This window comes from Vulcanisaeta sp. JCM 14467, from assembly GCF_001316245.1.
In the GTDB taxonomy this organism is placed as follows: Archaea; Thermoproteota; Thermoprotei; order Thermoproteales; family Thermocladiaceae; genus Vulcanisaeta.
The window spans coordinates 14,659-36,549 of record NZ_BBDM01000012.1 but is presented as its reverse complement, the minus strand read 5'-3'; the positions used below and the strand labels follow the sequence as shown (position 1 = coordinate 36,549).

At 46.8% G+C, this 21,891-nt stretch carries 23 protein-coding genes and 3 pseudogenes; 12 read left to right on the top strand and 14 right to left on the bottom strand.

Features of this window, described 5'->3' with window-relative positions; all coding sequences use genetic code 11:
• Positions 1–9: 9 nt before the first annotated feature.
• Positions 10–1,008: a beta-ribofuranosylaminobenzene 5'-phosphate synthase family protein gene (locus JCM14467_RS10970; protein ID WP_252901430.1), complete on the top strand. Its 999-nt coding sequence runs from the start codon at positions 10–12 to the stop codon at positions 1,006–1,008.
• Positions 1,009–1,090: 82 nt separating this feature from the next.
• Here JCM14467_RS10970 and JCM14467_RS10965 read toward each other — a convergent pair whose 3' ends face one another.
• The 5 genes and pseudogenes from JCM14467_RS10965 to JCM14467_RS10945 form a co-directional block, all read right to left on the bottom strand.
• Positions 1,091–1,651, bottom strand: coding sequence for a hypothetical protein (locus tag JCM14467_RS10965; protein WP_252901429.1), 561 nt, complete (start codon positions 1,649–1,651; stop codon positions 1,091–1,093).
• The gene (locus JCM14467_RS10960) at positions 1,578–2,360 is read right to left on the bottom strand and encodes a hypothetical protein (RefSeq protein ID WP_252901428.1); all 783 of its coding nucleotides are present in this window, start codon (positions 2,358–2,360) and stop codon (positions 1,578–1,580) included. The genes JCM14467_RS10965 and JCM14467_RS10960 overlap by 74 nt, the downstream gene beginning before the upstream one ends.
• 144 nt (positions 2,361–2,504) lie before the next feature.
• The gene (locus JCM14467_RS10955; RefSeq protein ID WP_054850158.1) at positions 2,505–3,233 is read right to left on the bottom strand and encodes a 30S ribosomal protein S4e; all 729 of its coding nucleotides are present in this window, start codon (positions 3,231–3,233) and stop codon (positions 2,505–2,507) included.
• Between the two features lie 147 nt (positions 3,234–3,380).
• A pseudogene (gene rplX / locus JCM14467_RS10950) lies at positions 3,381–3,749 on the bottom strand (50S ribosomal protein L24); the annotation flags it as partial.
• A gap of 56 nt (positions 3,750–3,805) precedes the next feature.
• Positions 3,806–4,660 (bottom strand): DMT family transporter, encoded by an 855-nt coding sequence (locus JCM14467_RS10945; protein WP_054850156.1) that lies wholly within the window; start codon positions 4,658–4,660, stop codon positions 3,806–3,808.
• Between the two features lie 95 nt (positions 4,661–4,755).
• On the opposite strand from JCM14467_RS10945, the gene JCM14467_RS10940 reads away from it, so the two are divergent.
• Positions 4,756–5,352: a class I SAM-dependent methyltransferase gene (locus JCM14467_RS10940; RefSeq protein WP_054850155.1), complete on the top strand. Its 597-nt coding sequence runs from the start codon at positions 4,756–4,758 to the stop codon at positions 5,350–5,352.
• A gap of 421 nt (positions 5,353–5,773) precedes the next feature.
• Entirely contained in the window at positions 5,774–6,370 is a 597-nt protein-coding gene (locus JCM14467_RS10935; RefSeq protein WP_252901427.1) for a hypothetical protein, read from the top strand.
• Positions 6,371–6,566: 196 nt separating this feature from the next.
• Here JCM14467_RS10935 and JCM14467_RS20150 read toward each other — a convergent pair whose 3' ends face one another.
• The 6 genes from JCM14467_RS20150 to JCM14467_RS10925 are packed head-to-tail and all read right to left on the bottom strand — an operon-like array spanning position 6,567 to position 9,366.
• Positions 6,567–7,742, bottom strand: a complete 1,176-nt coding sequence (locus tag JCM14467_RS20150) for a HEAT repeat domain-containing protein (protein ID WP_342765535.1) — start codon at positions 7,740–7,742, stop codon at positions 6,567–6,569.
• A complete protein-coding gene (locus JCM14467_RS20145) occupies positions 7,709–7,930 on the bottom strand; it encodes a M1 family aminopeptidase (protein ID WP_342765534.1) in 222 nt (73 codons plus the stop codon). Before JCM14467_RS20145 ends, JCM14467_RS20150 begins: the two co-directional genes overlap by 34 nt.
• The gene (locus JCM14467_RS20140) at positions 7,828–8,202 is read right to left on the bottom strand and encodes a M1 family aminopeptidase (protein WP_342765533.1); all 375 of its coding nucleotides are present in this window, start codon (positions 8,200–8,202) and stop codon (positions 7,828–7,830) included. The genes JCM14467_RS20145 and JCM14467_RS20140 overlap by 103 nt, the downstream gene beginning before the upstream one ends.
• Positions 8,166–8,879 carry a M1 family metallopeptidase gene (locus JCM14467_RS20135; protein ID WP_342765532.1) on the bottom strand — a complete coding sequence of 238 codons (714 nt, stop codon included), beginning with the start codon at positions 8,877–8,879 and terminating at the stop codon, positions 8,166–8,168. Before JCM14467_RS20135 ends, JCM14467_RS20140 begins: the two co-directional genes overlap by 37 nt.
• 59 nt (positions 8,880–8,938) lie before the next feature.
• Positions 8,939–9,088, bottom strand: coding sequence for a hypothetical protein (locus JCM14467_RS20130; protein ID WP_342765531.1), 150 nt, complete (start codon positions 9,086–9,088; stop codon positions 8,939–8,941).
• A gap of 38 nt (positions 9,089–9,126) precedes the next feature.
• Positions 9,127–9,366, bottom strand: a complete 240-nt coding sequence (locus JCM14467_RS10925; RefSeq protein ID WP_054850153.1) for a sulfurtransferase TusA family protein — start codon at positions 9,364–9,366, stop codon at positions 9,127–9,129.
• A gap of 146 nt (positions 9,367–9,512) precedes the next feature.
• Here JCM14467_RS10925 and JCM14467_RS10920 point away from each other — a divergent pair, with 146 nt between their 5' ends.
• The 9 genes and pseudogenes from JCM14467_RS10920 (at position 9,513) to JCM14467_RS18085 (ending at position 19,290) form a co-directional block, all read left to right on the top strand.
• The gene (locus JCM14467_RS10920) at positions 9,513–10,088 is read left to right on the top strand and encodes a hypothetical protein (protein WP_054850152.1); all 576 of its coding nucleotides are present in this window, start codon (positions 9,513–9,515) and stop codon (positions 10,086–10,088) included.
• 131 nt (positions 10,089–10,219) lie between these two features.
• Positions 10,220–12,226: an acetate--CoA ligase gene (acs, locus tag JCM14467_RS10915; RefSeq protein ID WP_054850151.1), complete on the top strand. Its 2,007-nt coding sequence runs from the start codon at positions 10,220–10,222 to the stop codon at positions 12,224–12,226.
• A gap of 434 nt (positions 12,227–12,660) precedes the next feature.
• Positions 12,661–14,463 carry an ABC transporter substrate-binding protein gene (locus JCM14467_RS10910; RefSeq protein ID WP_054850150.1) on the top strand — a complete coding sequence of 601 codons (1,803 nt, stop codon included), beginning with the start codon at positions 12,661–12,663 and terminating at the stop codon, positions 14,461–14,463.
• Between the two features lie 172 nt (positions 14,464–14,635).
• Entirely contained in the window at positions 14,636–15,676 is a 1,041-nt protein-coding gene (locus tag JCM14467_RS10905; RefSeq protein WP_054850149.1) for an ABC transporter permease, read from the top strand.
• Positions 15,673–16,607: pseudogene (locus JCM14467_RS10900) on the top strand (ABC transporter permease). The gene JCM14467_RS10905 and the pseudogene JCM14467_RS10900 overlap by 4 nt, the downstream one beginning before the upstream one ends.
• A gap of 10 nt (positions 16,608–16,617) precedes the next feature.
• Positions 16,618–17,597, top strand: a pseudogene (locus JCM14467_RS10895) (ABC transporter ATP-binding protein).
• A complete protein-coding gene (locus tag JCM14467_RS10890; protein ID WP_054850208.1) occupies positions 17,597–18,550 on the top strand; it encodes an oligopeptide/dipeptide ABC transporter ATP-binding protein in 954 nt (317 codons plus the stop codon). The pseudogene JCM14467_RS10895 and the gene JCM14467_RS10890 overlap by 1 nt, the downstream one beginning before the upstream one ends.
• An 84-nt stretch (positions 18,551–18,634) precedes the next feature.
• Positions 18,635–19,105, top strand: coding sequence for an FAD-dependent thymidylate synthase (locus JCM14467_RS18090; protein WP_252901422.1), 471 nt, complete (start codon positions 18,635–18,637; stop codon positions 19,103–19,105).
• Positions 19,093–19,290: an FAD-dependent thymidylate synthase gene (locus JCM14467_RS18085; RefSeq protein ID WP_252901421.1), complete on the top strand. Its 198-nt coding sequence runs from the start codon at positions 19,093–19,095 to the stop codon at positions 19,288–19,290. The genes JCM14467_RS18090 and JCM14467_RS18085 overlap by 13 nt, the downstream gene beginning before the upstream one ends.
• Before the next feature lie 96 nt (positions 19,291–19,386).
• Here the strand turns inward: JCM14467_RS18085 and JCM14467_RS10880 are convergent, their stop codons facing one another.
• The 3 genes from JCM14467_RS10880 to JCM14467_RS10870 all read right to left on the bottom strand — a co-directional run bounded on the left by JCM14467_RS10880 (position 19,387) and on the right by JCM14467_RS10870 (position 21,857).
• Positions 19,387–20,286: a hypothetical protein gene (locus JCM14467_RS10880; RefSeq protein ID WP_252901420.1), complete on the bottom strand. Its 900-nt coding sequence runs from the start codon at positions 20,284–20,286 to the stop codon at positions 19,387–19,389.
• A 99-nt stretch (positions 20,287–20,385) separates the two neighbouring features.
• A complete protein-coding gene (locus JCM14467_RS10875) occupies positions 20,386–20,820 on the bottom strand; it encodes a hypothetical protein (RefSeq protein ID WP_054850147.1) in 435 nt (144 codons plus the stop codon).
• The gene (locus JCM14467_RS10870) at positions 20,817–21,857 is read right to left on the bottom strand and encodes an oligosaccharide flippase family protein (RefSeq protein ID WP_054850146.1); all 1,041 of its coding nucleotides are present in this window, start codon (positions 21,855–21,857) and stop codon (positions 20,817–20,819) included. Before JCM14467_RS10870 ends, JCM14467_RS10875 begins: the two co-directional genes overlap by 4 nt.
• Positions 21,858–21,891: the final 34 nt, after the last annotated feature.

Below are 21,891 nucleotides of genomic sequence, written 5' to 3'. Positions count from 1 at the left end.
TGGAGGTCGTTGTTGAAGCATCAGCGAGGCTGCACCTCGGTTTTTATAATTTTTTTAGAGGATAATATAGCTTATGGAAGCATAGGCGTTAGTATTGAAGTACCTAAGATAAGCATTACAGTGAGTATATTGAAGGATTCTCAATTAATTATTGTAAATAAAACAGATATTGAGGTGAATGATATAATTGATAATGTCATTAAGAAAGTACGTGATTCAGTAAATAAGGAACTACCTGGACTTAAAATAAATATTACGGAGGCAATCCCTAGGCATGTTGGTTTAGGCTCTACTACGCAAATGAGTTTAGCTATTGGTGCCGCAATAATGAGACTGCTGAATAAGCAGATTAAAATTAGGGAATTAGCAGTAATACTCGGTAGAGGCAGAGATTCGGGTATAGGTATTGCATCATTTGAGCGAGGAGGTTTTATAGTTGATTCAGGTAGACGCTTACCGCTTAATAGTACGCGCGTAGAACTTCCTAAGAGCATAAATGATTTACCCTATCCAATATTTAGGGTTAAAGTGCCTAATGATTGGTACTTTCTAGTGTTCATACCTAAGCAAAGGATTGGGCTTGATGAATTGGCAGAAAGAAAGGCAATGGATGTGCCAAGCTCCCTCCCTAAGGAATTAAAATATGAATTATACAAATTACTACTATTATATTTAATACCCTCAATTACCATGAATGATATTAAGACATTTGGAAATGCATTAACGAAAATACAGGCACTCGTTGGTCAATATTTCTCTAAATATCAGGGTGGCATATATTGCTGTGACGAAACCGAGTTCGTAATAAAATCCCTCTTAAGGCATGGTGCCTACGGTGCAGGACAAAGTAGTTGGGGCCCAACAGCATATGGTATTATCAAGGGACAACGGCAAGCAATGAAGGTTTTATCTAACGTAAGAAAAGACATTGAGAAAAAAGGATATGACATGTTGTATTTCGTTACGAAAGCACGAAATAGGGGAGCAATCATTCAATACTCTAATTAATGATTTAAACAATGATTATTCGTAAATCGGTATCTTATTATCAATAACATTGATTACGTATCCTCCTAATGTTCGTATTGACTTAATATATTCTAAAACATTTTTTTGTTATTACTGCTCCTGGAATTACCACAGGTACACCAGGTGGGTATGGGACTAACGGCGCAGCGGCTATGGCGTCTAGGGATTCATTAATATCTACAAATTTTATTTTTCGTCTATTTAAAATACCAGTTACATCCTCCTCAATATCATAGTTATAATTAAATACCGGTTCAATTTCTCTGCGTTCAGCATTATCAATTGCGCCTGCTATTACATTACTCACCTCATTAATTAGATACGGATTATCATAGTATTTCCGTAGCAAATCAATGCTAATTAATATCTCAATGGCCCTAGGTCCGGCCCTTACGGGTATTATGCCGTGCCGTAGCAATATATTATGAACATCATAACCATTCTTACTTCCAGTATTGATATTTATTTGCACTGGATCAATGAAAAATCCCTCTCTATTTACGCGATCAAGGACTTTAAGGCCATTATCTTTTAACGAATCAATGAATCTAATTCCAAGTTCTCTTAAAATACCGGCGAGGTCGCATTTTTTTATGTATTCTATAAATACGTTCTGTTTCAAATAATGAGCATACTAATGGTGATGTTGATTCTAACATTGAATATGCAATTCTTATGTAATTCCAGAACTCGTCATTTCTGCTTATTATTAATGATATTGGGCGTGGACCACCATCAACCTTATGGCTACTTCTAACAAGTACATCGAACATCTCAATATTTGGCTTCCCAAGGCCCCACGCATTATCAATAAAGATAAGAGCATTATCTCCTAAAAGTGTCTTAATCGCATTTACATAATCATCGTTAATATAAACACCTCCATAGGTAGGTGATGTAATTATAATTAATGTATTATCATAGTTATCGTTATTGATATAATGCTTAATCCTAAAGATTCCTGGCTGGATTAGCATATCGTAATCTATTAAATAATCTTCATCACTTGGTCCAACATACCTAATATTAATATCCTCTCTACCATTGAGTATTAAGAACATGGAATCAACAATGGATTTATGAAATGGGGAAACAGCAATAACACGGGCTTTCTTAAATTGTCGAGAGTATAGTCCATAGGCCGTTAATACGCATCTTATACTCCCAGTAGAACCTGAGAAAACAACCTTTGCCTTTCCATTAAAGAAAAACCCAATACTCTCCATTGCCTTACCCATAAGCCCAGTATCTAAGAAGTGAGATCCAAAGTCTCTTGTCGGTAATGGTATTTCAATACATGAGTCTCCCATAGTATTACTACCAATAATCATTAAGGGTTCTGACCTAAGTAGTTCGACACACTTCGATAACTTGTCCATGTTCGCCATACATGTTTAGTCTCCATAATCCCTAATATACTTATTAATTTTCGGATTCTAAATCAAGGACTTATGAGAACCCGAACAGGAAATTAGTTATTGATCCTCCGTTATCTTTATCAAAGGTTTATCTCTGCCGACCGTGAATAGATAATTCATTATTGTCCTGACCTCCTTGCCATCACTAGTGATTATTTTCGCAATGGACTCTCTCTTCCTGTAGGTCTGTATTATCTCGGTTATCTTGCCGTGGTAACCCACGTTCTTACCATCAACGATAAGCCCCAACGAGTTTAGTTCGAGCTTGACGTGGTCCACGATCTTGTTCTCAACTATGTCTATGAGCACCGTGTCGAGCGTATCGTACTTACTCCCCTCCTCATAGGGTAGCTGTATGTTCCTGCCATCATGCAGATTAAGCTGTATCTGGCCGCCCTTCACCATTGTCTTATTCTCAATTCTACAAAGCTTATACCTAGCCTCCTCCTGACTTATGGGTACTGGCCACAGGAACTTAATTGGGTGTGGGACTATCCGGTAAACCTCGTTGGTTGGCACGATCTCGACAACGTCCATGAGACCGACCGGGTACTTATAATCCCTCCTGACCCTACCATCAACCTTTATCAACCCCTTACCAATCACGTACCTAGCCTCCCTGAGAGTCTTCGCGTACCTAAGGACATCCCTCACGAGCAATCCAAGTGGTAATGACTTAGCCAGTGGGTGCGGTCCAGGGCTTGGCCTAACGACCCAAACGGCCTCCTTAGTCGATATTGGCCACCACTCAGGCGCTTGGTAACGTCTCAAGTGCCTACTGGGCATTAGACATCACCGTGGAAAACCCCATTTAAAGGCTTACTACTGCTTTTGTTCACCGCCACCACCCTGACCAACTACTATTACCTCGGGCTTCCTCAGGGCCTTAGCCTCCTTAGCCTCCTCAAGCCTCTTAAGGTACTCCTCACGCTGCTTCCTAGCCCTCTCAATGGCCTCAAGCCTCCTCTTATCACTTGTGTCAAGCTCGACGATCATGACCTTGGACGGGTGTATTGGGTAGTAAACAGTCTCACCACTGGGCTTCTTCAGGGTAGCATTCTCAACGTAGATCCTCATCTTCCTAAGATCAACCTCAACGACCTTACCCCTAACGCCCTTGAAGTCACCCCTGAGTATCAAAACGGTATCACCCTTCCTAACTGGCAGTCTCTTAACGCCGTATTGCCTCTGGAGATCCTCACTTAGCCTAGCAGTCATTAGCCTATGCCTAACATGGAGTGGTGCGTTGAATAGCGCCTTCCTCTGCTTCCTCGGTTGTTTAGACCTTGTTAATGTGACCATGCAAGAACACGCTTAAGCCAATTACTTAAAAATTTTAGTATACCCGTGGGCCACGGCTATGCCGAGGCGAGGTATATACCGATAAACATGATTACAGAGCCAATGATCTCGGGGATTGTTGGTTGAATACCCATTATTAGGTAATTAAGCACGAGAGTCAGTGCGGGTACCGTGAATATGTATGGTGTTGAGTTGGCAACGCCTATGGAATTAACGAGTAGGTACCAGACGAGGAATAGGACAGCGCCGCCGACCACGGAGGTGCCCAGTAAATTACCGATAAACCCAGGTACCCACTTAATGCTTGTGAATGATTGAGGGCCATCAATTAATAATCCCATCACTGCGAGTATTAGTGATCCCACTATGAACATGTTGGATACGACAATAAGCCCATTATTATTACCCAGCTTCTTGAAGTATATACTATATAGGGCCCAGAATATGGCGTTAATCACCGTAAGCAAGGCACCAATCAGGGAGACGCCCCTCATTATTGAGGATACGCCATAAATAATAACGCCCACAAAGCCTATGGTTGCACCAATGACATTGAGTGTTCTTGGCTGTTCATGTATTAATACGATGGACAATGGTATTGCGAATAACGGCATTGTATATCCAAAGATGGCTGATGAACCCGGGTCAATATAAAGTAGTCCATAGGCCCAGAGCGCCGTGCTTAATGAAGAGAATAGGCTCAGGAGGGCGAGGTCCTTATTCAATATCACGTAGTACTTCCCGCTAATTAACGCCGCGGCTATGGCGAGTAGGGCTCCGGCTATTGCATATCTAATGGCCATGTAGCCCAACGGTGTCGAGTACCTAAGGCCGAACTTGACAAAGAAGTAATTAAGTGATGCCGAGAATACGTAAATCAATAGGTAACCAATGAATAGTGATTTCCTCATCACCACAGCCAAGCCATGTTTGCTTAAAAACCGTTCTTCCTGGGAAATAATAAGGGATAAAAGGGACTTCATCCTAGGAGGGGCTTGAAGAGTTGATGCATTACTACGATAGGGAGCCCGTCTTTAAGGAGATGAGGATCAGGAGGATACGCACCATAATTAGGGGATTTCCACTAACCTTCGTACTGGCGCCGGGCGTTTTCTCGAGCGAGGACGTGGATGCTGGGACTAGGTTGTTGGCTGAGAACATGGTCATTATGAATGACTGGGACATACTAGACATGGGCTGTGGCTATGGGGTTCTCGGCATTGTGGCGGCTAAGTTGGCGCCTAGGGGTAGGGTTGTCATGGTAGACATAAACAAACTCGCGGTTAAGTTAGCCGCCATAAACATAAAGATCAATAAGGTGAGTAATGCGGAGGTTAGGGTTAGTGACCTATACAGCGCCGTCGAGGGTGAAAAATTCAACACGATAATCTCCAACCCACCAATAACGGCAGGCCTCGACATAAATAGGAGGTTAATAATCGAGGCTAAAGAACACCTAAAACCCGGCGGTTTACTGCAGATTGTTGTGCCGAAGAAGTTGAGGTCCAGGTTTGAGGAGATCCTCTATAGTAATTATGACATTGTTGAGAGGTTGGCTAAGTCAGGAAATTACATAGCCTACATAGCCAAGGTAATGAGCTAACTCACCGAGTTTCATGCCCAAGGACTCATCATGCGGACATCACTCAGCATTAACAAATTAATGACTATAATCCACAGAACCAACGCCTAAAATCAGGGATAGACTTTTAAAGAGCCACGAAACATTAAGGAGGAGGGTGGGCGCCAGGCAGGTCCACCTCAGCGGTTCTAAGCCTCTTCAGGGCTCTGCGCTAGGATACGTCATCACAGGTCTCATCCCTGCCTGGCGCCCACCCTCCTTTTCCTCGTTATGGTAATTACGCAGTATTTCTCGTGATGTTCCATTAAGGTACGTCTCGATTGGCATTTAAATAAAAATATTGGACAAAATAAGAGAAACTAGGGAGGTTAATGGTTGGGTTTGGTTGTTGGGTTTATGGTTTGTATTCCCCTAATATTCCCCGATGGAAGTGTTTTTAGTGGTGGTTGTGGTTAGTGGGTTGTTGATGATGGGTATTGATGAGTTACTTAGGGACTTGGATGGTAGTGATGCTGAGGGTAGGGTTTGGAAGTTATCGTACTTAATGAATATTATTGATTATGCTAGGGGTAATCCTGGGCGTGACTTTGATGAGTATGATGTTAATGTACCCAATAGGTACCTAAAGGAGTTTGCGGATTCCGGAATACTCAAGGCAGTGCCTAGTGCTGATGGGGTTGCTCGCTACATCTTGGCTGTGCCGGTTGATGAGTTGGTGGGTGCTGTTGTTAATTACGTGGATGGCCTTTATGGGCCTGTGATTGATGGTGTGGTTAGGGGTTTGCGGCAGCGTGGTTGTTACCTAACCGTGTATGGGAAGGGTAGGCACGCGTACCTAATGATTAGGTGTAGGGGCGGTGACCGCGAAACCGACGTTAGCATCTGCGACTTCAACACCAACGCTAAGTTCTGCGAGTTAATAGTCAGGGTACTAAGTCTCAAGAACGTGATAGCCCCTGAACTCGCCCAACACATCATAAACAAGGCAATAGAGCTAAGGAAAAGAACCTATAAACCAAGTACTTGGGGAAGGAAATGATATGATGTTATGTTGTTCAAAGGTATTGTTGGACATAGGTTGAGTTTATCCTTTATAATAAGTCAAGTGTTGGGGTAATTCATTAAGTGAGTTAGTGATCTATGAATTAGTTAAGGGAAGAGGGGATAGGTGATGGGATGAGGGTAAATGAAGTTATTTAATTAACATGAATGTTAATGTTCACGGGAAGTCTTGACTAACCATACTTCGTCTCTACCCTACCTAACCTATCCATTATCCTTCTCTGCTCCTCCCTGATCCTCTCGATCTCCTCCCTCAACCTAGCATACTCCACGCCCCTCTGCAGCTGATCCCTGATCTTCCTGGCCACATCCCTCGCATAGCGCCTAATCCTACCATCCAAGTCCTTACTGGCTAACTCATCGAGTATGTCCAGGAACCTCGGATCCAGGGAGCTCTCAACAGCAGCCACGGCAGCGTACCTAACCCTGTAATACGGATCCCTCAGCAATTCCCTAACCCTATCGTAAACTCTCCTAACGCTTACGAACTTACCCAGAGACTGCGTGGCCGCAACCCTAACCAACGTGGGCTTACCAAGCTCCGTATACTTAATGAGTGTGTCCACGGTCTCGTCGGTCCCAAGCTCCGAGAGTCCCTGTAGCGCGCCTTGGGTTATTACGTAGTTATGGCTTGGGTAGTCGAGGGCCTTAATGAGGTACTTACCGTAGTCCGGCATCCCCAACTTACCGAGTGACTGCGCAGCCCTAGACCTAACGTAGTAACTCTCCGAGGAGTTCTCCAGGACTGACACGAGCGCCTTAGCCGCATTATCATTGTTCCTAAAGTTCCCAAGGGCCTCCACAATGGCCTGCCTAACCCTTGGGTGTCTCTCATTATTTAGCGCATTGAGGAGCGCCTTAAGCGCATCCTCCGTGCCAACCCTACCAAGCGCCCTAGCCGCTTCGGCCCTAACACCCCAGAATGAGTCGCCAGTTAACGCCTTGCTCAATCCCTCAACGGCCCTGGCACTACCATCCCTCGCCAGCGCATCAACAGCCTCAAGCCTACACACCAGGTTGTCGCTACCTAACTCCGCAATGGCCTCCTCAACACCCTTATCCGCATTAACAGCCTTAACACCGATCTTAAACTGAGGGTCTATACAAATGTACTGAGGCCTCTCACTAGCCGGTATATACACCGTGACCTCCCTCTCATTTAACTCAAACCTGAATATCTCGGCCTTACCACCTGGGTACTTGATTTCAAATTCAAGGGGTAGTCTATAGACTGGGTACGAGTCGTCACCCTGGACCTGGCTAATACTTAATCTTATGAATTTATTACCTGCATCGTAGCTCCAGGAATACTTAATCACTGGGTGACCCGCCGAGTATACGAACTGCATGAAGAACCAATCGAGTGGTTGCCCTGAAACCTCCTCAAGAGCCTTCCTAAAGTCCTCCGTATCGGCATTGCATGGGCATGCCTGGTTAGGTATAGGTTAATGCCCCTCCTGAATACTTCATCACCGAGTAGGTTACGGAGCGTGTGGAGGACCAGGCTACCCTTCTCATACGTGTGCCTATCAAACATCTCCTCGGGATCCTGTAGAGCCTAATGACTATGGGCCTAGCATACCTATTACCGTACTCATTGAGGTAGCTCCTAAGGTTTTGGTAAAGCTCGTATAGGAACTCGTCACGGCCCTTGGCATGCTCGGTGTAGAGAGCCTCGAAGTACGTGGCGAAGGCCTCATTAAGCCATATATTCGCCCAGTCCTTAGTCGTGACGTAATCACCAAACCACTGATGGGCAAGCTCATGAGCAACTAAACCATCTGACGTGAAGTCTCCATACCTGGACATGGGAATTTAGAACTTGGACAGTGGGCGTGTTCATCGTGTAGGGTGGTGTCTGTGACTATGGTCACTGTCGTGTTCTCCATGCCACCATATATGAACTCGCTGACGGCTACGTGCTTATAGTTCGGCCATGGGTACTTAACGCCAGTATACTCACTGTAGAACCTAATCATGTCGCATGTCCTGTAGAAGCTGAAACGGGCCTTATCACCGTACCCCCTCGGCACGTAGTGCTCAATGGTCACTCCATCGCAATCCTCCCTAACAGCCTCAAACTCACCGGCTGCGAAGGCCACTAGATAGGCTGAGTGCGGTTTATCCAAGCGCCAGTGCCACATCACCTCATTACCGAGGTCCTTGGTCTCCACCAATACTCCGTTGGAGACTGCGGTCCAATTCTTCGGGACTATTATTAATAATTCACTGGTGAACTTAATGTTTGGGTAGTCGGGCATTGGTAACCAGTAGTGATTATCCTCACTCTCGCCCTGCGTCCAGACCATAGGCACCCTATCCCTATAATGCTCATCAGGTAGTACGAAGTAAAGCCCCTTCCTTGGCTTGGTCTCATAACTGACCTGGACTACATGAACTCCCTGACTAACGTATACTCTGAGCGTTTTTCCATCATACTCATACCTTGCTTCCTGTCCATCAACCCTGACCGAGGTAATCCTCACCTCAGCTGCATCAAGCTCTATGTAATCCCTACTCGGCGGTACTTCAATGCTGTACTCGGCTAAGCTTCAATTGATTTGTCACTGGTTCTAATCCGTACTTGGGCCTTTAAGTGTCTCAGTGCATAGCCGTAGTGCCTGGGGAATTGGGGCCTGTAATCAGGGTATACGAAGTTCCTACCAATTAGGTAGCCAGCTTTATCAAAGGACACGTTTTGTGGCTTAGTACGAAGTTAATATGCATTACCGCTTAGAAGAACCTCACCTTAAGGACCGAGAGCCTATACACCCTATTCTGCTCCTCGACTCTCACGACTCTTTGACCGAGTAATGGGAATAACCTCTTCAGTGTTAGGTAGCACTCCTCATCATCGAGTACGAATGTTATTACCGAACCAACAGGCGCATCGCGGAAGTGCTGTATGGCTAATGTACTACCGTATGGGCAGCCAATTCCCCTTAAATCAACTGTTAACTCACCAACCCTCACAAAATCACTGTAATGAATTAAGTGTTACTTTAGGTATAGTGTACTGTGCATTTTTTTTGCATAACTATTGAGCGCGTTAGCTCGGCTTATTGGGTAATAACCCTGAGGAGGATTTATAAGCCTCGGAATTAGTAATTAATAGGTTCATGTCGGCTGGTAGGGACTTCATTAACCAGGTAATTGCGGAGATTGAGAATTCAGTCCTAAAACCCCTGGAGGACATTGAGAGCAGTGCTGAGGGAATACTCGAGGGCTTGTCCGAGAGGATGAATATTGAGAAGCCCAGGGTGATAGCCACAGTGAACCAGACGAACGAATGCGTGGAGTATATCGATAGGGGGCAGGAATGCCAGGCAATAACTGGTAAGTACTTTCCCGAGGAGTCAATAATACTCATTAACTATAGGATGGACATGAACACACTACTCCACCTATTTGCGCACCATGTGCACGCCGTGGAAGTGGGTAAGGCTAAGTACGCTAGGGTTAGGAGACTTGAGGAGTTGAGACTGCCCTGGGAGTTGAGGCCCACGGAGGTGGTGGCGATGTATAGGACGACGCAGATAGTGCGTATGCTTCAGCCTAGGGATTGGAGGGTTTATAATGAGGAGATTAAGCCTAGGATTAAGGAGATTGATGAGAAGCTCAATAGCGTAAGGTTTACAGTAAACTACATTGAGCGACAGGTAGAGCACATATTAAGCGGTAGAAGGTCTATCTAGTTTTTCGGCGGGTTCGTAGTATAGTTATTATATCTGAATACTGCCGTTATATATTTCTACAATTGCAAATAATAAAAGTGAATATAACATTGATAAAACTTATAAAACTCTATATTTAAGTAATCCTCTGTATGTCAGTAACATGGGCTCTACCCTTCAAGGAGAAGATAATTCCCGAAATCGGTAAGGAGAGGGCTGTTGATCCTGAGGAGTATAGGAGGATTCACCAGGAGAGTCTCAGGGATATCGAGGCCTTCTGGTCCAATATTGCCAGGGAGCTCGAGTGGTTTAAGCCCTGGGACAGGGTGTTGGTTGCGGATCCGCAGCCGCCATTCTATAAGTGGTTCGTTGGTGGTAGGTTAAATGCTTCGTACCTAGCCCTTGATAGGCATGTCAGGGGTGGGCGTAAGAATAAGGTTGCCATTATCTGGGAGGGCGAGCCGGTTGACCAGAGTGGTAACCCGCTTGAGGTTCGCAAGCTCACTTACTATGACCTGTGGCGTGAGGTTAATAGGCTCACGTACGTATTAAAGAATAAGTTCGGCCTGAGGAAGGGCGATACTATAGGCATTTACCTACCAATGATACCCGAGCTCCCAATAGCGATGCTAGCGGCTGCAAGGCTCGGCGTGATATTCACGGTAGTCTTCAGCGGATTCACGGCACAGGCGTTAGCGGATAGGCTTAATGATGCGGAGGCTAAGCTCGTGATAACGGCTGACGGCGGTTACAGGCGTGGTAGGGTCATTAGGCTTAAGGACATTGTGGATAAGGCCCTTGAGCAATCGCCCACGGTTAAGAACGTGATTGTTTACAGGAGGGTTGGGCTTAACGACGTGAACATGGTAAAGGGCAGAGACTACTGGTGGCATGAGGTTATGAGTGACGTACCGATGAACGCCTACGTGGAGCCCGAGCCGGTGGAGAGTGAGCACCCACTGTACATACTATACACCTCGGGAACGACGGGCAAGCCCAAGGGCATTGTACACGACACGGGAGGCTACATGGTGCTACTCCACGCAACAATGAAGTGGGTCTTCGACGCGAGGGAGGACGACATACACTTCTGCACAGCCGACATTGGCTGGGTCACGGGGCACAGCTACATAGTATTTGGGCCACTTCTTGAGGGTATGACGACGATCATGTACGAGGGAGCGCTGGACTACCCGAACCCAGACCGCTGGTGGGCCATTGCTGAGAGGTATGGAGCAACAATACTCTACACAAGCCCCACAGGGATAAGGACGCTAATGAGGTTCGGTGATGAGTGGGTTAAGAAGCACGACCTAAGCACGATAAGGATAATACACTCGGTTGGCGAGCCCATAAACCCAGAGGCCTGGAGATGGCTGTGGAGACTGGTCGGTAGGGAGAAGGTGCCCTTTGGCTCGACTTGGTGGATGACGGAGACAGGAGGCATATTGATATCCCACGCACCAGGCCTAGCACTAGTACCACTCAAGCCAGGCACCAACGGGCCACCACTACCTGGCGTTGATGCTGATGTGATTGATGACAATGGAAACCCAGTACCGCCAGGACAGAGGGGTTACCTAGTGATTAAGAAGCCGTGGCCAGGCATGTTACTGACCATTTGGAAGGACCCGGACAGGTATGTGAAGACTTACTGGAGCAAGTTCCCGGGCATATTCTACGCGGGCGACTACGCGGTTAAGGATGAGGACGGCTACTTCTGGATACTAGGCAGAGCAGACGAGGTAATTAAGGTCGCAGGCCACAGGCTAGGCACCTACGAACTCGAGTCAGCCCTAATACAACACCCAGCCGTTGCGGAGGCGGCCGTGGTCGGTGTGCCGGACCCAGTGAAGGGTGAGGTCCCAGTGGCCTATGTCGTGTTGAGGCAGGGCTACCAACCATCTGAGCAGTTGAAGGCTGAGTTGAACAACACGGTTAGGGAGCTTGTGGGCCCAATAGCCACACTATCCAACATATTCTTCGTAACAAAACTGCCAAAGACCAGGAGTGGTAAGATAATGAGGAGGCTCGTAAAGGCCGTAGTCACAGGCCAACCACTGGGCGACGTAACAACACTCGAGGATGAGGCAAGCGTTGAGGAGGTTAAGAGGGCCTATGAAGAGTTTAAGGCGGAGATTGAAAAACTTAGCAAATGAGAGGAAGTAATACCTGCCGATTAATTTTTGTCATTAAAATAAAGGATTAGTAAAGGCTTACTAATAATTTATTTAATTTCAAATGAATTTTTATACATTTATATTTATAGGTTCATGATCTAAATTATCTCTAAATAATGTTTATAGTATAATAGCAGTGAGTAAAGCTTTTAAGAATATATAAATTGGCTTACTTTATGCCTAGGTCTTAACGGGGGAGGGATATCAAAGGCAGCGTTGATAGGTATAATCGTGGTTGTTGTCGTGGTCGTCGCAGTTGGTGGTTACCTCGCGGTGACTTATCATCTACTGTCAAGCCTAAGGTAGTCTCGAACCAAACAATAACATTAGCACCACCAAACCCAAACGAACTAATTGACCTGACGGATGTTTCGTCACCAGACTGCCTAGACCCAGCCACGGGCTTCTGGACAATGGATCAACCAATATTTAATGTTGTCTATCAGGAGTTAGTGACATGGAATGGTAGTGACTACTTCCATGTTGTTCCTATGCTTGCCACTAATTGGACTGTTAGTCCTGACTATAAGCATTACATATTTACGCTTAGGCAGGGCGTATACTTCACTGATGGTGAGCCATTCAACGCAACCGTAGTCTGGTTCAGCCTCTACAGAACAATAATCATGGGCCAGGGACCCGGAGTGAGCAATTATGGTTCATTACTATTCCATGAGAGCGTCTATAGCGAAACGGGTTATGCCACTCCCTGGGGTGTTTGTCGTGCTATGGAGCAGATTTTTGGTCTTCAGTTTCCGAATCCGCAGACTAACCTGACTGGTTATGAGGAGGAGTGCGCCAATGCCCTAGCCAACGTACTAAGCAACTTCAACGTACACAACCAATCAATAGTAAAACTCATGGAATACCCAAACCAAGCCGTAGTGGTATTGGGGCCGTATGAGGTTGAGATTAACTTGATACATCCATACATGTACTTCCTACTTGACATTGCATCATGGTGGGGCGCGATGGTACCACCAGCCTACGTAGACGCACACGGCGGTGTTCAGGTCAACTCACCGAACAGCTACCTATGCCAGTATGGGTTGCCTGGTACTGGTCCTTATGAGATACAGAGTGTCACAGGAACACCAGGCGAATTCACTGAGATTGTCCTAACGCTTAACCCGAACTACTGGGGCAATAATTACCCACCGGGTTCACTACCCGTGCTTGACCAACCCGGTCACATAAAGATCATAGACCTGAAGATATCAGAATCACACACCAATAGGGTCGAACTATTCGCTGAGAATCAAGCCCAACTATCCTACGTAAGCTCACCATTCCTAAGCCAGGTCTATAGTGCCTGGTCGCCATATAACCAGTACTTACCACCAACAAGTATTGTGCACATTAGCTGGGACTTAACTCCTGAGTGCATAATGATGTTCTCAATGAACACCCAGAGGTGGCCCACGAACATAACAGACTTTAGACTAGCCATTGAACATGCAATTAACTACACAGCCCTACTATACACCTACTACTCACCACTACTAAACGTGACATTAGCCAAGCTATACCTAGGCCCATTCACACCACTCAACCCAGCACTATACAATCCAGATAACTTATCATTCTATAGCTACAACCCGAACCTAGCCATTGAGTACCTCAACGAGTCCGGGTGGGAGGGTGACTTCTACACGGTACTGCCAAACGGCACCGTAATAGGTAATCCAAATGGACAGAAGCTACCGTCAATACCGATCTATGTCATACCGCCAGTGACGCCGCAGTTAGAGGAGCAGCTCGAGATAGTGTCCCAGGACTTAAGCCAGATTGGTATACCGACTGCCATCAGCTACGTGACATCTTCAGAATTCGATAGTTGGACTTCGCCATCAATCAGTGGTAGGCTAATTTACGAAGTTGGTTGGTGCGCTGATTGGCCAGACCCAATAATGCAGATAGCAATATCAATACTGACTGGTGAGTTACCAACTGGTGACTATGCCTGGTACAACAATCCGACCGTCGCAAACCTACTTTACGAGGCAGCATTCACAACAAACCTAACCGAACAAATACAAATAGCAAAGCAGGTGTACGAGATAGTCTATAACCAGGCACCGTACGTGTGGATACCCGACCCAGTGCCATACTTCCTAGTACAGCCCTATGTAAAGGGTGTAATAGTTACATGGACAGTACTATTACAACACAATGTATTACAAGCCAATAACGATAACGGTCATAACATACAGTAACGGAACAAAGGCAGTTCAGGTAAGTTCATAGGTATAAATAATTTCTAACTTATTTAAAAAAAATATTTTATTATTTTTATAAATTATTTTAGTCAATATATAATTCTAGGTATTTTTAGGACTATGTACCTGTGGGTAAGCTTTTTAAAGTAACGATTATCTTGATGATTATATGGCTGGTCGTGATTTTGCAATATTCGTGGTAAGGAGGTTAATTAATGCCATAATAACATTACTACTCCTACTCCTGCTAATGTTTGTTCTGGTTCACGCAATTTATGGAACGCCACTGGCACTGGCCAGGCTTTATGCAGGTCCGCACCCAACAATGGCTCAGCTTGAGACGATTGTCAAGGAGTACCACCTTGATGCCCCGCTTTATGTTCAATTCATCAACTACTTAATAGGCGTCTTTAGTGGTAATCTTGGTTATGACCCAATATATAAGGAGCCCGAGGCCTACATAATAATGCATTACCTACCAATAACGCTGACCTTCATGATACCTGCAGTAATAATAACCGTGCTCCTCGGGACCTACCTAGGAGCCATTGCATCGGCGAATAGGAATAAGTGGGCTGATTACATAATTAGAGCCTTCTACATATTTACCTGGTCCTCACCGCCATACTTCATAGCCCTACTCCTACTGCTAATATTCGCCATATGGCTTGGCCCCTGGACCCACCTACCAACGAGTGGTTACGTAAACCCACTACTGCCCAGGCCAAAGCCAGTAACTGGTTGGCCATTGATTGATGCGTTAATTGAGCATGATTGGGCTTACGCGGAGAGTTACGTCATTCACATGATACTCCCCATGTTCGCCGTGGTCCTCTATAGCTTCGGTGTTTATACGAGGATGGCCAGGAACACCATGCTTGACGTGCTCGAGAGCGATTACGTAAGGCTTGCCTATGTTAAGGGGCTCTCGAGGAGGGTTGTGGTTTATAGGGTTGGCCTGAGAAACGCCCTAATACCACTGGTCACATTAATGGTCCTCACCTTCGCATTGTCCTGGACTGGGGCTTATGTTGCTGAGGATGTATTTGATTACCACGGTATGGGCTACATAACCACAGTGGCAATAACAAGCGTTGACCCATTGATGGTTTATGACATAACATTATTTGTCGGAATATCTGTGATTATTGCCAACTTCATTGCGGACATACTCTATGGAATACTTGACCCGAGGGTGAGGATAGCATGACGGAGCAGGTAACAGAGAGGAGGGCTGCAGGTGGATTCGCTGCCACGGTTTGGTACTGGGTCAAGTTAATATCCAGGGATCCAGCGGGCTTACTGGGCCTCATCATCGTTGCAGCCTTCATCATCTGGTCAATAGTTCAGGGAGTACTGGAGTTACTAGCCACGTACCTAAGGGATCCGAGGCTTGGCTGGCTATTACTGCCGTATAACCCATTCGCCCAAAACCTCGCCGGCGCCTTTCAACCGCTTCATGGGCTCACTTAATGGGTACTAATTACATGGGTCAGGACATACTATCAAGGATACTATACTCAATACCCTACAGCGCCGCTTACCCAGCATTCCTCGTAGTACTCTCAGCAATACTTATTGGGGCGGCGCTGGGCATTAGTGCTGGTTACCTGGGTGGTTGGTGGGATGAGATACTCATGAGGATTACCGACGCATTCCTCTCGGTTCCTGCCATAATACTTGCCATAGTGGTTTCGGTACTGCTTAAGGCTAGTTTCATGGGCATGATTTACTCCTTCATAATTGTTTGGTGGCCGATATACGCAAGGCTCTTTAGGGCTGAGACCCTCAGGGTTAAGTCCATGGATTATATAGCCGCGGCCCAGCTCTACGGTGTATCACCGCTTAAGCTATTCTTTAAGTACCTATTCATTAACACGATTGACCCAATAATAGCCTATGCAATGCTTGACTTTGGCAATGTGATACTTGCCGCGGCAATACTGAACTTCATAGGCGTCGGCCTACAGCCAGGGTTGCCAATACTTGGTGAGATGGCGTCTGACGGCGTTAGCTGGGGATTCCCGAAGTATTGGTGGTGGGCTGTGTTTCCAAGTGTGGTGATATTAATAATCGCGCTCGGCTTCGTATTGCTCGGTGATAGGTTGCAGGATATAATAGGTGGTAGGGCGGTGTACTGAGGTGGTGGGTATGGTCCTCCTATCAATTAGAGATTTGTACGTTGGTTATAAGACGGTGATGGGAGACCTACATGTATTGGATGATATAAACCTCGACATTGATAGGGGCGAGATAGTGGCATAGTCGGTGAGAGTGGTTCAGGCAAGTCGACGCTTGGGCAGGCAATAGCCAGGGTATTGCCAGGCAATGCCTTCGTTTCGGGTAAGATAATGGTAGATGGTGTCAACCTGCTTGAGCTTAGTGAGAAGGAGATGGAGAAGTACAGGGGGACCACCGTGTTCATGGTTCTGCAGAACCCGTTCACAAGCCTAAACCCTGTCAAGACCATTGGTTATCAGCTCATGGAGGCCGCCAGGATTAGGATGGAGAGGGGTGGGGAGAGGTATAGTGAGGATAGGGCTTATGAAATGGCAATACAGGCCCTTAAGGACCTGAGGTTCCCAGACCCAGAAATAATAATGCTCAGGTACCCACACCAACTCTCCGGTGGCCAAATCCAGAGGGTTGTACTTGCAATGTCGCTGATATTGAAGCCTAAGATACTAATTGCTGATGAGCCGACGTCAGCCCTAGACGTCACGATACAGGCCCAGGTAATCAACCTATTTAAGCAGTTGAGTAAGGAGATGGAGACGGCAATACTCTTCATAACGCATGACATAAGTCTCGCATACGTAATATCGACTAGGTTAGTCGTACTATATGCAGGGCGTATAATGGAAGATGGCGACATAGAGTCGGTGATTAGGGAGCCCATGCACCCATACACCCAAGGACTAATAGCCGGAGTGCCAGATTTATCCAAGTTCGTTAGCGGGAAGGTGAAGCTGCAGTCAATACCTGGCAACCCACCATCATTCCTAGACCTACCAAGTGGCTGTAAGTTCCACCCGAGGTGCCCATACGTTAAGGATATCTGCAAGGTTCAGGAGCCCAAGTTGACAAGGGTTAATAATAGGATAGTTAGGTGTTGGCTCTACGGTGGGTGATGGGCATGCCCCCAATAGTTAAGACCGTAAACCTAAGGAAGTACTACCTAGCCTACAAGATTGGTTTACTGGATAGGTTGTTTGGTAAGAAGCCGGCCTGGGTTAGGGCTGTGGATAGCGTCAGTATTGAGATTGAGGAGGGCGAGACCCTGGGGCTTATCGGCGAGAGTGGTTCGGGCAAGACCACGCTTGGTAAATTGCTCGTCACCCTGGAGAAGCCTGACGGTGGTGAGTACTACTTCATGGGTGAGAAGGTTACTGAGGATAAGATACCCTGGGTTAGGCAGCAGGTAGCCATGGTATTCCAAAACCCATACAGCTCACTCAACCCGAGGCTCACCGTTAAGGAAATAATCTCCGAACCACTGGGGCACTTTGATGAGGATAAGGTTAGGGAGGCCATGGAAATGGTCGGGCTTAACTACAGGGAGCATGGTAATAAGAGGCCTAGGGAATTGAGTGGCGGGCAGGTTCAGAGGGTTGCCATTGCCAGGGCTATAATCAAGAGGCCCAGGTTCATAGTACTTGATGAGCCGACCTCAGCTCTGGACGCCTCACTGCAGGCCCAGGTGCTTAATTTATTGATGGATCTTAAGGAGCAGTTGAAACTTACCTACCTATTCATAACGCATAATATTGCGGTGGCGTACTACATATCGGATAGGGTCGCCATAATGTACGCGGGCAAGGTCGTGGAGGCTGGCGACGTTGATGAGGTGTTTAAGAAGCCAATGCACCCATACACGCAGTTGTTAATGAAGTCCGTACCAACAATAGGTAGAAAGGAGCTTGAACCACCAACCGGCGAGGTGCCAAGCCTAGTCAACCCACCACCAGGCTGTAGGTTCCACCCAAGATGCCCATACGTAATGCCCATTTGCAGGGAGAAGGAGCCTCAATTAATTAATACCAGTAACAGACTCGTGGCCTGCTGGCTCTACCAACAACAGTAATACTTCCTAATATACCTCTTAATTTACATCTTTTGACCTTTAATTAAGTACCAGCTTATAAGTGTGCAGGAGGTAAAAGTAAGTGTGGTTAACATAATTAGGCCAAGGGTTGAGTTAGTGCTTACCTGGGGCAGTGAGGAGTTAATAGCGGCAATGACAGACGTGGTATACAGGGCATACGCAATTGAGGATGCCATGAGGAGGGTTAGGGAGAAGCCGGAGCTCGTGGTTAGGAGGATAACCAGCTTCCTCAGGGACGGGCACCACAGCGTGCTTGAGTTCATGGGCGCTAGCTGGCTTATTGAGGGTTCCAGGGCGTTCACGCATGAGGTCATTAGGCATAGGGTGGCGAGTTACTGGCAGGAGAGCCAGCGCTACGTGGACTACACCAAGGGGCAGCTGCGTTACGTACTACCGCCAGCCCTGGCAAGCCAATGGTCTAACTACCTGGATAGTGCGTCCCAGACATACGTGAGGGCTAGGGAGGGATTCGCACCGGAGGACGCCAGGTACTTGCTGCCGAACGCCATGGCTAGTAGGATATGGGCCAGATGAATGCCAGGGAATTCTTCCTAAACTTCATCCCACTCAGGACTGGGCTCGGCGCCTTCCACGAGATTAGGCTCATTGCATGGCTAATGTTCGATACCCTAGTCGATAAGTTCCCCATCACGCAAGGTGGGTTTGGGAAAACCTGCCAAGGCTACACCCAGACTACTGCCGCGGTGTCGAGAAGCTAAGCCCCACTTATGGAACAAGCGACTGCAGGGTAATAAGCATCAAGGACGCCTTCGAGAAATGGGGCATGGAGGTGCCGAAGAAATTATCCGAGTTCATTAAGTAGGGAATGGGCTTTTCTCCCTACCTGATTCTATGAGCCATATGCCCAACCTATTGGCCTCCTCCACAGCCCCTGGTAACGTCCTTAAGCAGTATATGACCTTGATAACCCTACCTGGAAACCTATCGGGTAACTTCCTCATTACCCTATCAATCCTACCGGCAATCCTCCTAACCAAGTCCGCACTAATCCTTACCTTCGCCTCACCAACAACGGTCACCTGCCCGTTCGTTCCATAAATATCGAATTCGTACCTCGTATTAAAGTGTGTCGGCTTAGTATCGATGGTAATGCCCCTCTGCTTAAGGAGGTACTGAACAACGTCATTAGCTTCATCTTCAATTGAGATTATTATTTTATCCAAGGTCCTCTTTATATCATTAACATCCCTCCTAAGAGCTCCAACCTCCTTCATCAACTCCTCGGTAATTTTCAAGTGCCTCTCCTCGATTTCTGCGAGTTTCTGTACTGTTTCGAGGACTTGCCTTGTCATGTTCATTAACTCCCTCTGGTTCTCAGCCAACTCCCTCTGGCCCTCGGCTAACTCCTTGATTGCGTCCATTAGCCTCGCCTGTCCCTCCATTAACTTAACCTGGTTCTCGGCCAACTGCCTAACGGCATCCATAAGCCTAGCCTGACCCTCAGCCAAGCCCTTAACAACCTCAAGAACCTGCCTCTGCCCCTCGGCTAATTGCTTCGTGATTTCGAATACCTGCCCGGTGAGATCCATATGCCTTGCCTCAGCCTCGGCCAAGCCCCTAACGACCTCTAGCACCTTATCCAGTGCATCGGTCAATTGCCTAATGCCGGCTTGAACATCAGTAATACCCAACACCGCATACCTAAAAACCTCATCCTCCTTCAACAGCCTCAGGAACTCATCACGAAGAGACATTATCATTAGTAATTCCACGGGACTTAAATAAAAGCTTATTGCAAATTGAGGGAGGATCTCAGTAAGCATTTGCTGCCTTTCTATTAGGAATAATACTGCTTAGCCGTCTACCCTGGTGAAGGGTGCGATCAATCGTTTCGTGAACCCCGGTACCTGATTAACTAGGGATTTGGGTAGTGGCTTGATTACGTAGAGGATGATCAATAATGCAGTTATGGTGATCAACTGCGTTAGTGGCCAGGTGATTGGTGGGTCCTGGATTGGTTGGGCGCAGGAGGAGATTATGGTTAGGGCTAGGGATAAGCCGATGGCTAGGACATTCATACTTCTAACACTCCACCTCTCGTTAAGCCAATAAATCAGTAATGCAAATGCATAGATTAGGTAGTTACTGGTTATTGCCATGTATATGCCGAGTTGGTGAAAGATCATGTAAGCCAGCACACCAAGGCCCAACCCTGCGATGTTTGCAATTAATGCGTGCCAACCCCTACCAATGACCCAGTAGTATGACGTGTAGATGCTCACTATCACGGCGAGTGGCGTGTAGCGAGGAGTACTGAGGCGTAGGGTATGACCCCGACATACTCACCGTTGATTATGCCAATAATTGGTAGGGTTGGCAATGCAAGGACTATTAACTGGGCAAGTAGCGCAGCAGCTATGAAGGATGGTATTGCGTAATCACGGAACGTCCTACCCACGTCAATCCCAGAACCCAGTCCCTGGGATATCCTACTATTCATCACTGTGGAGACCGCGGGGCCCAACGCAGTAACCGCGCTCGCTATCGCGGTGGCTAATCCATAGATGCCGGTATACCCAGGCCCAAGGTATATGTAGACAAGGTAAGTAAGTAAATTGAAACTTAACGTACCCATGTAACCAAGTATCCATGACTGAAAACCAAACTCAAGTAGGTACCTAGCCCTACCCCTAACAACGTCAATCCCAGCCCGAGGATCCGCAAAACCCCTAACAATACCTAGGTAATACAGTAACTGCGCCAGGGAGCCAAGGAGTACCGAGAGGGCCAGGGCATAGACATTACGCATAACAACAATGAGCAAGACCTGGAACACCCTCATCACGAGCATGTTAAGCGTTGAACCCATGCCCTGAGACGCAACCCTACCCAACAACCACAGATATAGGCCGAGGGCACCAGCCACTGACTGAGCGAATACGGCGCCAATGTAGATGTACACAGTGCCAAGGAGCCAACCCGGTATGCCATTGCTTAGGTATATCGGTGTTGCCAATGCGATGATTAGGCCGTAGATCACCGCCATGACCAGGGACATAAAGACCATGGCAGCAAAGTAGGGCTTGGCATCACCACCCCTGGCATACTCAATCGCCCCCTCCCTGGCAATGGCGTTCGTAACACCTGGTATCGGTATTAAGGCACCAATTGAGTTTATGATTGCGAAGAGCGCGTTGTAGTATCCGTACTGAGTCAGTGGTATGTACCTGGTAAGAACGATTATGTAGGCAACGGCCAATACGTAGTTAACCGCGGTTGGCAAGTAATTCAACACAACAGCAACAACAGCATTCTCCTTAACCATTCACGGAATGATCACCCACCGTATTTTAAGTATT

Coding starts and splice junctions, on each gene's coding strand:
- JCM14467_RS10880 (WP_252901420.1), bottom strand. CDS start 20,286: ATGTCTCTTCGTGATGAGTTCCTGAGGCTGTTGAAGGAGGATGAGGTT.
- JCM14467_RS20140 (WP_342765533.1), bottom strand. CDS start 8,202: ATGTCCAGGTATGGAGACTTCACGTCAGATGGTTTAGTTGCTCATGAG.
- JCM14467_RS10940 (WP_054850155.1), top strand. CDS start 4,756: ATGCATTACTACGATAGGGAGCCCGTCTTTAAGGAGATGAGGATCAGG.
- JCM14467_RS10945 (WP_054850156.1), bottom strand. CDS start 4,660: ATGAGGAAATCACTATTCATTGGTTACCTATTGATTTACGTATTCTCG.
- JCM14467_RS20150 (WP_342765535.1), bottom strand. CDS start 7,742: ATGCAGTTCGTATACTCGGCGGGTCACCCAGTGATTAAGTATTCCTGG.
- JCM14467_RS10905 (WP_054850149.1), top strand. CDS start 14,636: ATGGCTGGTCGTGATTTTGCAATATTCGTGGTAAGGAGGTTAATTAAT.
- acs (WP_054850151.1), top strand. CDS start 10,220: ATGTCAGTAACATGGGCTCTACCCTTCAAGGAGAAGATAATTCCCGAA.
- JCM14467_RS18085 (WP_252901421.1), top strand. CDS start 19,093: ATGGGCCAGATGAATGCCAGGGAATTCTTCCTAAACTTCATCCCACTC.
- JCM14467_RS10910 (WP_054850150.1), top strand. CDS start 12,661: ATGGATCAACCAATATTTAATGTTGTCTATCAGGAGTTAGTGACATGG.
- JCM14467_RS10960 (WP_252901428.1), bottom strand. CDS start 2,360: ATGATTATTGGTAGTAATACTATGGGAGACTCATGTATTGAAATACCA.
- JCM14467_RS10870 (WP_054850146.1), bottom strand. CDS start 21,857: ATGGTTAAGGAGAATGCTGTTGTTGCTGTTGTGTTGAATTACTTGCCA.
- JCM14467_RS20145 (WP_342765534.1), bottom strand. CDS start 7,930: ATGTTTGATAGGCACACGTATGAGAAGGGTAGCCTGGTCCTCCACACG.
- JCM14467_RS10920 (WP_054850152.1), top strand. CDS start 9,513: ATGTCGGCTGGTAGGGACTTCATTAACCAGGTAATTGCGGAGATTGAG.
- JCM14467_RS10890 (WP_054850208.1), top strand. CDS start 17,597: ATGGGCATGCCCCCAATAGTTAAGACCGTAAACCTAAGGAAGTACTAC.
- JCM14467_RS10955 (WP_054850158.1), bottom strand. CDS start 3,233: ATGCCCAGTAGGCACTTGAGACGTTACCAAGCGCCTGAGTGGTGGCCA.